The 10,889-nt window shown below is 46.9% G+C and carries 15 protein-coding genes; 4 read left to right on the top strand and 11 right to left on the bottom strand.

Features of this window, described 5'->3' with window-relative positions:
- Positions 1-976 precede the first annotated feature (976 nt).
- From EWA64_RS00265 to EWA64_RS00255, 3 genes are all read left to right on the top strand, one after another.
- The gene (locus EWA64_RS00265; protein WP_061895066.1) at positions 977-1,609 is read left to right on the top strand and encodes a ParA family protein; all 633 of its coding nucleotides are present in this window, start codon (positions 977-979) and stop codon (positions 1,607-1,609) included.
- Positions 1,610-1,681: 72 nt separating this feature from the next.
- On the top strand, positions 1,682-1,948 hold the full coding sequence (locus EWA64_RS00260; RefSeq protein ID WP_061895039.1) for a hypothetical protein: 267 nt from the start codon (positions 1,682-1,684) through the stop codon (positions 1,946-1,948).
- Between the two features lie 69 nt (positions 1,949-2,017).
- Entirely contained in the window at positions 2,018-2,164 is a 147-nt protein-coding gene (locus tag EWA64_RS00255; RefSeq protein ID WP_170320350.1) for a hypothetical protein, read from the top strand.
- A gap of 296 nt (positions 2,165-2,460) precedes the next feature.
- On the opposite strand, the gene EWA64_RS00250 is transcribed toward EWA64_RS00255, so the two are convergent.
- On the bottom strand, positions 2,461-2,631 hold the full coding sequence (locus EWA64_RS00250) for a hypothetical protein (protein WP_170320349.1): 171 nt from the start codon (positions 2,629-2,631) through the stop codon (positions 2,461-2,463).
- A 178-nt stretch (positions 2,632-2,809) separates the two neighbouring features.
- Here EWA64_RS00250 and EWA64_RS00245 point away from each other — a divergent pair, with 178 nt between their 5' ends.
- Positions 2,810-3,133, top strand: coding sequence for a helix-turn-helix domain-containing protein (locus EWA64_RS00245; RefSeq protein WP_061895065.1), 324 nt, complete (start codon positions 2,810-2,812; stop codon positions 3,131-3,133).
- Here the strand turns inward: EWA64_RS00245 and EWA64_RS00240 are convergent.
- The 10 genes from EWA64_RS00240 to EWA64_RS00195 form a co-directional block, all read right to left on the bottom strand.
- Positions 3,130-3,426 carry a recombinase family protein gene (locus EWA64_RS00240; RefSeq protein WP_061895037.1) on the bottom strand — a complete coding sequence of 99 codons (297 nt, stop codon included), beginning with the start codon at positions 3,424-3,426 and terminating at the stop codon, positions 3,130-3,132. The genes EWA64_RS00245 and EWA64_RS00240 overlap by 4 nt on opposite strands.
- Before the next feature lie 334 nt (positions 3,427-3,760).
- Positions 3,761-3,973, bottom strand: a complete 213-nt coding sequence (locus EWA64_RS00235; protein WP_061895036.1) for a hypothetical protein — start codon at positions 3,971-3,973, stop codon at positions 3,761-3,763.
- A 9-nt stretch (positions 3,974-3,982) separates the two neighbouring features.
- A complete protein-coding gene (locus tag EWA64_RS00230; RefSeq protein WP_170320348.1) occupies positions 3,983-4,138 on the bottom strand; it encodes a hypothetical protein in 156 nt (51 codons plus the stop codon).
- Positions 4,139-4,146: 8 nt separating this feature from the next.
- Positions 4,147-4,491, bottom strand: a complete 345-nt coding sequence (locus EWA64_RS00225) for a hypothetical protein (protein ID WP_061895035.1) — start codon at positions 4,489-4,491, stop codon at positions 4,147-4,149.
- Positions 4,492-4,591: 100 nt separating this feature from the next.
- Positions 4,592-4,837 carry a hypothetical protein gene (locus EWA64_RS00220; RefSeq protein WP_061895034.1) on the bottom strand — a complete coding sequence of 82 codons (246 nt, stop codon included), beginning with the start codon at positions 4,835-4,837 and terminating at the stop codon, positions 4,592-4,594.
- Between the two features lie 772 nt (positions 4,838-5,609).
- Positions 5,610-6,320 carry a hypothetical protein gene (locus EWA64_RS00215; protein ID WP_061895033.1) on the bottom strand — a complete coding sequence of 237 codons (711 nt, stop codon included), beginning with the start codon at positions 6,318-6,320 and terminating at the stop codon, positions 5,610-5,612.
- 296 nt (positions 6,321-6,616) lie between these two features.
- The gene (locus tag EWA64_RS00210; RefSeq protein WP_061895032.1) at positions 6,617-6,811 is read right to left on the bottom strand and encodes a hypothetical protein; all 195 of its coding nucleotides are present in this window, start codon (positions 6,809-6,811) and stop codon (positions 6,617-6,619) included.
- Between the two features lie 123 nt (positions 6,812-6,934).
- Positions 6,935-9,991, bottom strand: coding sequence for a host specificity factor TipJ family phage tail protein (locus EWA64_RS00205; protein ID WP_065860335.1), 3,057 nt, complete (start codon positions 9,989-9,991; stop codon positions 6,935-6,937).
- Positions 9,963-10,397: a CHAP domain-containing protein gene (locus EWA64_RS00200; RefSeq protein WP_061895031.1), complete on the bottom strand. Its 435-nt coding sequence runs from the start codon at positions 10,395-10,397 to the stop codon at positions 9,963-9,965. Before EWA64_RS00200 ends, EWA64_RS00205 begins: the two co-directional genes overlap by 29 nt.
- Complete coding sequence (locus EWA64_RS00195; RefSeq protein WP_061895030.1) at positions 10,394-10,888, bottom strand: DUF1833 family protein; 495 nt, start codon at positions 10,886-10,888, stop codon at positions 10,394-10,396. The genes EWA64_RS00200 and EWA64_RS00195 overlap by 4 nt, the downstream gene beginning before the upstream one ends.
- Position 10,889 lies beyond the last annotated feature (1 nt).

Below are 10,889 nucleotides of genomic sequence, written 5' to 3'. Positions count from 1 at the left end.
GGGGGAGGTAAAGGCAAATGTTTATGCCGGAGAGAATTGCGACCAACACGAAAGATACATTGAAGCTTTCGCTGATGGGGATATGGATTCGGAAAATATAAAAGCCTTTGGGTTCTCTGCATCACGTTTCCCTGCTGGAACCAAGTTTGTCATTCAAGTACCAGTGTGCCCAAATGAGCAGTGCCATCTTGATGCTGAATTCCAGAGTGCCGAAAGTAAGTGCGAGTGTGGATTTGACTGGAAAAATTGGACTGAAAATAAGTATAGCTAATAGGGCAATAACATTATGGAATATGGGATAAAGCCAGAAACTACACAAGAAAATGAGCTTGAACTCTACCGGATGGAACAATTAGCCAAGCAATGGAATATGCCATACTCCGTTTACAAGGGTAAGACCAATGATATTGACCTCCACCTTACTTGGTACTGTCCACATTGTCTTGTCAGGCTCAATATAGGCCGTGTTGTTGTTCACGATGGCTGTGCCGTCCACGAAAGCTACAGGCACTCAAAGATGGATCATGTGTATGAGACACTATACTGCCCTTCGCATCACGAAGTCTGTGATTACTCCTTCTGGAATAAAGACCTAAGACGCGCTGCGCCATCGTGGTGGTATAGTGGCTTTCTTTACCCATTAAACCCGATGCAGCTTCATCAAAGGCGCATAGACATGGCAAAGAAAGCCATCCTACACCATCAAAGTGAAATAGAACGTCACAAGGAACTGATAGTTAAGCAGAAAGAAAAGCTGTCAGAACTAGAGATCCAACCCTCTGAGCTATGCTTCGTTGATTTGGCAACTAGTAGAAGAAAGGGCATCACATGATGCCCTTTCTTGTTTCCGCTACTAAAACACCCCTAATTTCGTGACATTCATCACGACATATAAATATCCAAAAGATACACCTTGAATACCCAACGAATATACATAGAATATTTAAAAGGCATTCATTGGATATTCGGGGCTTTTATGATCATTACTATTGGACACAACAAAGGCGGGGTAGGTAAATCGACCATCGCACTCAATCTCGCCGCTGTACTTAAGCCAGACATCATCATCGATCAAGATGCACACCAGAGCATCGCGATACTGAACCGACTACGGGCAACCCCTCTTAATATCATAGCAGGGCACACAACCCGAGCCGAGCTTATAGAGCAGATCAAGCAGGACGAAGATGGCAAAATCATCCTCATTGACTGTGGCGGCTTCGATTCAGCACTCAACCGTCTTGCCGTTGCCGCCGCCGATATCGTTATCGTTCCCGCATCCGATGACACGACCGAGCTCATCGGCCTGCGTAACTTTGACACTGTGCTAGCCGAAATCAGCAAAGAAATGGACACGCATATTGAAGCGTATGTGCTGTGTAACAAGGTTCATCCAAACCGTAAAAAGTTTGATGAGATCGATGAGTTTCTACAGAAAGCGGTCCACATGAAGCGGCTAAATAGCGTTATCTCACGGCGCGGCCAATTCACCGAGGCGATAAAACATGGCCTCGGCGTTGTTGAACACAAAGCAACAAAATACAGCACCGCAAGCCGAGAAATCAAAGCTCTTGCTGATGAGATTAAAGAAATAATAAATACACTTTAGATATTCATTGAATGCACAATGAATATCACATATATATTCACATAACACACAAAAGATATACAGAGGCACGATATGGCAAAAGCTCTAGACTGGGACAAATTAGGCAAAGTGGGCGAAAAAGCAACATTGAAAGAGACGTCTGCCGCGCAAGAGCCAGCGAAAGAAACGCCTGCCGCGCAAGAGCCAGCGAAAACGAAATCGAAAAGCCTTCGCGCAGTACCCGCCAATTTTTTTGATAAGCATGCTGAGTTGAAAGCTGCTGGGAAAACCAGCTTGGATTTTTCGGCGTATATCATCGAAGCACTGAGAGAGAAATTAGAGCGCGACGGAGCGCTTTAAAGAAGAAAGCCGGCGAGTATCTCACCCCTGCGCCGGCTACCGTGACCAACCAAACATAAGGATCGAGTTATGTCACACGAGCAATATACAGTAATCTCAAGAACACGTCTAATTGACCTAGCCCTACTGCCAGCTGGCCAACTGCTCCAATACGTGGAAACCAAGCAAAACTGGATGCAAAATCCGATTCTAAACCTACTGGCCAAGGGGGTGTAAATGAAACCCTCCCTACCAGACACCTGCTTTAGCTGCATACACTACAAGCAGGCGGGATATCGAGAAGATGAGTTCGCACCAAGCAAAGATAGGTTCGGCTTTGATTGCAGCCCTAAAAAGCAACGCTTCGGCATGTGCCAGGAAAAAAGGTGTCATGTCTTTTGGAACGAATCGAAGTGCGCGGCCTACGTCCAGGAACCGGACTGCGACACGCACCCATGCAAGCCGAGGCCAAAAGCACTAGAGCCGCACCAGGACCGACTAATATAACAAAGGCCCCCATTTGGGGGCCTTTGTTATTCCGCCTTAGATATGGCCGCTATCTCTGCAACAACCGCGCTAATCAAGACCAACCCGGAGTGAATTTCTTGCCTGACGTCATCTCCCGTGGCGTTCGCTCTGTTCATTACTCTGACAATCGCATTGATCTCATCGCACCTCGTTTCAATCGACTCATCGATATTCATGCTTTTACCTATCCAACTTGTTTAGTATTTATATTTTTGTCAACTGACCGTCAGGAATATGCCGAACGATATTCAGCATGTAAATAGCGAGGGAAAAAACAGTCCTATACTAGTTAAAAAAGGGAAAAAAATGTCCCATCCAACGTGACCAATGTCTAACAATTTGAGGTTTTACTCTATGCCATATGATCCACTTATTGAAGCAATAAAGCAGCGACGAGAGGCGGCAGGCCTCTCACAAAAAGATATAGACAATCTGATCGGAGTAACTTTAAAGACCTACGGCAGAATGGAGCGTGGGGAAACGGAAATGAAACTGTCCCACTACCGGAAAATCGTCGAGAAGCTCAAAACGACGGATCTAGACATATCACTGGACATGATCGGTATCCAGAAGGGAACGCCGTGGGATGTAGCAGCGGCAGCAAGAACGCTACCGCCAGAGGTGCGCACCGCGTTGGTGTCGCTGATTATGATCATATACCGAAGCAAAGAGGATTAAGGAAGTCTCTTCATGATATCGATCAGTTGGCTAACTTGAGTATTTGATGAATCGACTCCTTCAAACGCAAAGTGTACCGTTGCACCGGCAAGGCTTATCTCTGTAATTCTGTGCGCAAGCTGCTCTACAGTCGCAGCGAGTTTATCCATTCTCCACACAACAACCACATCCCCTGATTTCACATCTGATATCAAATCATCGTAACTACTGCTCACTTTTTCGCACCGCTGCGCAGCCATCGCCGCAGCTTGCATATCTCTATCTGGATCGTCAATCAATAAGCCAATTTTCATTTTTTCCCCGTTGTGACATGTCACACTAGCCAGTTTTCATATTAACTCACCGAAAACAAACAAGAAATGACAACACCAACAGAATTGCTGTGATGAATTCACTTTTTTTTGGTGATGATTAGGACCATTATGTTCAATAGGCTAGTTTTGGCAGGGTTAAAAGGCTTTCAGCCTCATCATGGCTCATAAAAGCCAAAATCAGCGCTTAGAATCGCTTACAGAGCCAAAAATCAGCGTGAAAGTTTATTACAGTTTTGAGCGGTAAAAGTGGATAGAAATTAGGCGGGAACATTTGGCGGCGGATTTGCATCGAAACCGCCAAAAGATCGAGTTATTAAAGTTTGGCAGAGCTAAAGCCGTTATCCATAATCAGCACCGGATCATCTTCATTAATTAGCCATCGTGACCCTTGCGCTTTCCATGATCCATCAGACTGCTTGTAATCAACGTTTTCGAGTCGGCCAATAAAGCCGCGATTAGTTGAATAGATTTTCTCTACGCTGAATGCGGTGCGAATCGTCTCTCTCGCGTTGTATGTGTATTTCATATCTTCCCTCTACTCGCCATAATAACCAGCTTTTGCTGAATCAATAGCATGTTGATTCGTATGATAAGCCTTATTAAAAGCGGCTATAAATTCGGCAAAATCCATACCTTGTTCACGGCACTCAGCCCCGAACCCGTAGCAATCTGGACAGTATTCTTTTTCCATAGGATTCCTTACCCCTGTTCAAAAATAGTGATCTGCTTTTCGTCTTCTGGCGGAAGGGCCATTTCAGTCCCTGTTCGCTGCTCGTAAATCTTCGCCGCCTGTTCTCTTCCTTTCTGGGTCAGTTTTGCTGCCAAACTTAAATTTCGAGCTCTTAGAAGATCAATAAAACCCTTATCTTCCAATGCATGTAACCCCTTTCGAAAATTAGACGCATCGAGAACACCAGGACGTGATTGACTAATGAGCTCGCGCATTTTGACCACGGGAACAGCACCTTTGAATTGCTTTACTTCCAAAAATGCCAAAATAAAGAGCGCATCAGCTTGGTTTTTAGAAAGTCTCGTTTTTCTCACTTATTCACCTCTGGAGTGAATAATAACAAACCCGCTCATTAAATCAACCTTAATCACCTCACGGGTTAATAATATACTTCCGAAAAAAGGGGTGACACCGTCACCCCTTGTTGCTCACAAGCTCTTTGATGTTTTCTATGTTCTTGTTGTGCTTGTAAGTGCAGTGGTCGCCAATCGCGATGGCAAGAACCCAACAAACTATCGGGCCAACAATCGACGCAGCGGTGGCAACCGCCACGACAGTCAAAACTAGTGCGCCCGCGATCGAGGAATAAGCCAAGCCAAGTGGACCAAAAAAAAGCGTTAGCAGAAAAGACACCAAGCGAGATTTAGGATTCAAGTTCATGATCATACCCTTTGTAAATGATTGGCCGATCTCAACCTGATATGCATGAGTTGTCAATTCACTCGATCACATTCGGGATTATGGAGGAGCGCGCGACGACATGCTAAGCCATGCCGACTTATAGCGATCGAGTAACAGATGATGTCCATAGTGGCCACAACGTTCGATTTCGCCCCTTCGCCTTGCTAAGCCGCGCGAAGCGCAAAACTTGGGGTCACTGATCGTTATACTGGTTATTAGGCTTTAGTGTTGGTCCACTGATCTTGCGTGTTCCTATGCTGTATAGAGTCCGTAGGGCAAAGAAAGGTTCAGCGCGGCCAGCTTCTAGCGCTGTACTTTCATCTGATTTATACGCTGGCCGTGGGGCCCGCTAAATTGCGTTCTCTTTACTGTTTGTGGGCGCTGTTGGTACGCGCAATTTAGTGGGAGGTACTTTTTGGGCAAAGCCCAATAGAAATAACTTTACTTTATTAATGGGGATTAAGGGGCCCCGTTAATAAATAAAATGGAGATTCTCTGTAGATGAACTTACCGCTTGCGAATTCGTATACTTTTTTCAACTCTCATTTTTTTAGATATACACACATACCTATGCAGTGGCTATCAACACGTTAAAAACATGACCAGATGATCGAGGGTTCGAGCTGTGGATAACATCCAATATGGACGTAAAACAATGGAAAATAAGCGCCTAAAAAGCGCTGGGTTGGGGTAGTTTATCTAGCAGATACAGGGCATCGACCGAAACAAATCGGCATGAGATCGAGGGGGTCTAGTGGGGATACGAGAAGGGCGGAGAGTATAGTTCGTCTGTGTCGAACTCACCGATCGAGATTTCAGTTTGGAAGGCTTCAACTTGCAGCGCCTGAGCGCGTTTTCTCTTAGAGAGTTTACTTTCATACACGGGCCAAACGTTCGATAAGCCAGACGAACGTAAGCGCTCTAGCGCGAAATTACGCTGTGCATCTAGCCAGCCTGCTTTCATGCCGATTTCTTTAAACAGTTTCATCGTCAGCCACTTATAGCAAGCAACGCCTTTGATTCTGCCGTCGTCTTTGTCGAGTATATCCATAGCCTGGCTGCTCAAATAGCCGGCGCTTACTAGCTTACCGATGTAGCGGTACCAGGTCGATTCAGGCATTTTCTCGCCATAAATTGACTCGTATCGATCGCGCATGCTTGTGTGCTTAACCGGATCGAGTTCAAGCGGTTTGGCCACGCCGAGGCGAAAAGTTGACCAGTCCATATAAGTGATTAGAGTGCTAAGCACGCGGATCATGCGAACGCGCACGCGCTTTTGCGAGTCACGTTGACGACAGTCAACTTCATTTAGAGACTTCAGCATAAACGGCTTATCCGCATAGCCTGTGAGCTTATCGATAAAACGCCTGGTCGGCTCAGCAATTTTTGACTTGCTGAGGCCGATAAGGATCGCTCGTACTGCTTCTGAGTACTTGTGAGATGATGAGCTAGAGTTTCCCATTCCTCACCCGCATTGTTCTTTGCATACAATATCACTCTTGATCTTGCAGAAAGGACCACACACGGGTAAACTGAACTTGCGTTTGTGTTCTCCACGTTTTTTTTCGTGTGTGGACCATTTTTTGAATAACCCGCCTGCCAGCGGGTTTTTCTTTATCTGCTGCGTGCTAAATCGCACTTCTACAACACGCAAAAGCGGCTCCATGGCCACTTCTGCACTCAAACTTTAAGACCCCCAAACTCTAACACACGATTTTTAATAATTCATCTCAATTTGTGTTAAAAGGATCTCTTTGGTTACTCATTCGCCAGCTTTTCGAGCTTGCTTCTAATTGCTCCAGAGAGCTGCTTTGCGTTTAGCAACGAAATCGCCAAGCCACGAATACAAGCATCATCAGTCGCTGCGCCGCATAGAAAGCGCAACAACTCATCAAGATCAACGATCTCAGATAAAAGATCAACAACATTGGGTTCTTTTTGTGAATTTGCCATTCTGCGCCCGCCCTTAATACTGTATATAAAAACAGTATTAGACAGAAAAATTATAATCATGGCAAGGAATTAACGGGGAGTTGATAGAAAGGACCGCCACTTCGGTGGCGGTTTAGGATGGCATTAACCACGGGCGGTTAATGTTAGTGTGATTGGTTGTTGGCTAAACGACAGACTGGCGGGGGTGCCATCCTTATTATTCAGCCGTAGTCGCTGAATGGATACAGACCGGATTTGGTACTCGGTCGCGTTAAGGCTAAGGCGAACCACATCACCGGCTTTAAAGTGAAGCATTGAGCGGTCGGCATTTAATGTATCTCCGCTGCCGCTGGCCGCCAGAGACATGCCGATCACCGGGTCGTTGCCCGCTGGCGGGGCAATACTGTCATCATCTAGATAAACGCGAGGATCGTAGTTCCTAGCAGTCATGCTTACTTTTTCAGTCCCTTGGGGCTTTATGCTTTTTACTAAAGCAGGAAAACTCCATGACTCACCCGTACCAAACATCCAATATGGAAACTCTTGGCGACCAGACAGGTCCGGCGTAAAGTCCAGCTGGCCAGAAATCTGGACCTCATTAAACTCAGGAAGTTTAATGGCTTGATAGGGACCAGATAATCGACCATCCGGCTTACGCAAAGCCAACCAGTGCGTCTGTCCATCTTGCCAGGTGATGTCCTGATCCAACTGTAACCAAACACCGCCAGCAATTGGTCGCCAGTCGGTTATCTGGCCATTCTGACTATATCCAGGGACATCATCAGCTAAAGCAACGTAGTTCAGTAATCGACTATTGAAACCGTCCATCTCTGTGCCCCAGCTGTATTCAGTACGGGCGTAACGAGCAAGACGACGCTCTCTCATACCGAATTGCCAAGCCTTCTGGCGTTCAACGACTCCAAATGCTTTGACTTTGCGCGGATTAGCTCCCTTATCTCCAGGCAGTAGACACAGAACCGTTTCTGGCTTCCAAGTTTTATCACTGAAGTATTCGACTTCGATTCCATCAGGTTCATCGAGATTAAAAAGTGTATCTTTGCGAGACAGTCCCTTTCCAGTCATGTTGTCAGGTTGATACATGTGATCATAGACACTTCGAGGCTCATCACGGATGGGTATTACTTGGCCAAACTCCAACGTTGGCACACTATACCCGACCGACAATAGACGCTTAATTGACTCCCAGAATGTATCTTTTTTATCGAATTGAGCTGCAAAGTGGTCCCCTCTTTCTTGCCAAACAGAATGAAGTCTCAACAGTTCATCTTGTCCAATGTTGTTATCATCTAAGCCTATTTCATGACAGATATAACGCAGCACCGGTGCAAGATCATTTGTGGCCACCATGCCTTCACGGCTGTTGTAATTGTCCCCAGTCCAACCGCCTTGGCCATTTGGCACATGCAGCAAACGGGTAGGCACACAGAAGAGTTTGTTTTCAGCGCTACGGGATAGCGCATTGGTGCCACGAATACGCACCGCCAAGGTGGTGCCATCCTGGTAGCTTGCTTTGCTTTCCAGTACCGATTTAAGGCGGATCAGCTCAATGGTATCCCAGGTTCGAGTGTCGTTTGATTCGCCGGTGATTCTATAAGCCCGAAACTGAGGGCGACAATACTTACCTAAATTGATACGGACTGTATTGCCCATCTGATCTCGACTGTTTCCGCTGCGCTTAAAGACTTGCTCTTTCCAAGTGTTGCTTTCATCTTCACGCCATTGCAGCATTACTCGTAACTCACGACTAGAAATTGTGCCATTATCGTTCAAGTAACCAATCCCTTCTGGAAACTTTAGGTCGACGTGAATTTCGTTTGTTAACTCATTGACAGGACAAGCGTAGAATGGACCAACTGGTTTACCTGGCAAAGTCACTTCAGCGGTGAAACGAGCGCCTGCAATATCTCCAGAATAAAAAAAAGATGAAAAAACCATCTCCCCCGCATCTGGAAACATTTTCTCCACAGTTCCAGTGTCCGATGTTCTGTCGGTTATCTTGTATCTTCCGTCGTCTTTACCCAAAAATTGTAGGGGAAACTGGCGAGTTTCGACAGGAACGGCACTGTTAGGAATATTCATCCCTTTTCCATCTTTTATCCTGACTGCATAGAACTCGACGTTGTTTTCAGTGACAACATATGTGCTTGAGATGTACCCCGTAGCGTACTCGATTTGTGCAGCTCCATTTTGCGATTCAGTGTAAGAGATGGGATAGCGGATATAGTCGCCATAACGGCAATCGTGTAACGCTTCATCTGTCGACCAAAATTCAATAGGGCTGGTAGGATAATAGCCACGGAAGCCCCCCGCGCTATCACCCGGTGAAACTGTTTTACTCCCTTGAGTGCCAGAGATTACAATGACATGGCCTACTTCCCACTCGATCGGCCAATATGGCACTGCGACCCCTTCAAGCTCCCGATATAGTTTTAACGTTTTGTTAGTAAACTTTGTTTTTACTGGGGTGACTGAGTTTACCGCTCCTTCCAGTTCGATCCCACTACCACCGCCGGACGTGCTGCCCACCTCCGGTGACGTGTATACATTTAGCCACGCTGGATGAGCCGTTACATCATCACCTGGATCTTTTATTTGGATGTCGATGTCACCAGCGTAACTACTGATAGGGGTGTTACCTATCTGAATATCGTCTTGTGTTAACGCCAAATAACCACGACTAACCAGGTTCATAAGAAGTAGATATTCGTCGTCGTTGTAATAATACCGGTGGGCCGGATTGACCAAACACGGGAAGGTGCCGTGGGTGCCGAACAGTTCCGGTACCACGCCCATCATACGCACCTGGTTACCCTGGGCGTTCACATCGTAGATAGGTGAACCATCCGGCGTGGTTTGGCTGTAATTGTCCGGCGGCGCCATCGAGTTTGCCACCACAACGCCAGCCACGACAGCGGCAATAACAGCATAAGCAAGAGTAACTGGATCACGAGGACGAACCGTTATTTCTAGTTCTTCGCCGTCAACAAGCTTCTGGTCCCAGAGCAAAGGCGCAAACGGAAGACCATTCCTCAATACTTCGATAGGTGGCGTGGCCATTACACGAAAGTTGGGGATCTGGTCTTGCAAGATATCATTCAGGCTTTGACCAGATGGGAAGGTATCCACTTCAAACAGGGTTCGGTCCAGCTTATTAGGAAAGGTTCTGATCGTGACTGTCATCGTAAAATCTCACATCTAACGCTAGGCGCTTGAATGCCCTCAAGGGCATCAGCTCTGGGCCCGAAGCACGGCCTGTGTTTAGCACTTTGATTTGGCCATCGACGGCCACCACTAAACCAACATGCAACAGCACATCGTTGCCGGTGGCGTCCTTTTTAAAGCAGCAGCCAATCGCACCAGGTGGCGGCGTTGGCGAGGTGACTAATTCAAAATCGGGCAGACACTCAAAATAGGCCCCTGTCATTCCCTCTTTGTCATCTGGGTGGATATGCTGGTAATCGGCGCCCAATGGCCGTTTGAACAAAAGAGAACGGGCAAGAAATACTTGCCCGTAACAGTCCAGCCCGTCTAAATCACGGCCGTGATCGACATAGGGCACTTTGAGAAAATCATTTAAGGTGATCATGTGGCGTACTTGGTCCCAGGGTACTTATCAGGCGTGAAAAGAATTGACGGCCACGTTTTGTCCATCAGATTGCGAAAGCTCCCTGATACACTAGCGGTTTGCCTGTCGTCGCTGTAGGACACAGCCACCATGGTTAATGGCGCCTGAGCTGGGCCACTCGGGTCCGTTTCAAGAAAAGGTCTGTAACGTAACCAAACTTCCCCACCGGCTTCTTTGGCTGTTAGCATCAACCGGCGCGCTTCACCGGTAACGTTATCCAGGGCGAATACCAGATCTTCGCGCCCCATCACCGCGCGTTCTGGCAAGTTAATGCCAATACCGGCAGCGGTAAAAGTGACGGTTTGCCCGGTTTCCAGCGTCAGTTGTTGATCTTCAAACCCGTTACATAAACGAAAAACCCCGCCGGGAAAGGCGGGGTGTTCAAGTTCCAGGGTGTGAATAATGGCATCATCAGCCGGCGCGCTGGCGTAGGCGACTTCTATTGCTTTCACA

It is taken from the genome of Vibrio cidicii (assembly GCF_009665415.1).
Lineage (GTDB): Bacteria > Pseudomonadota > Gammaproteobacteria > Enterobacterales > Vibrionaceae > Vibrio > Vibrio cidicii.
The sequence above is the reverse complement of the archived record's forward strand: the minus strand, read 5'-3'. Positions and strand labels throughout refer to the sequence as shown.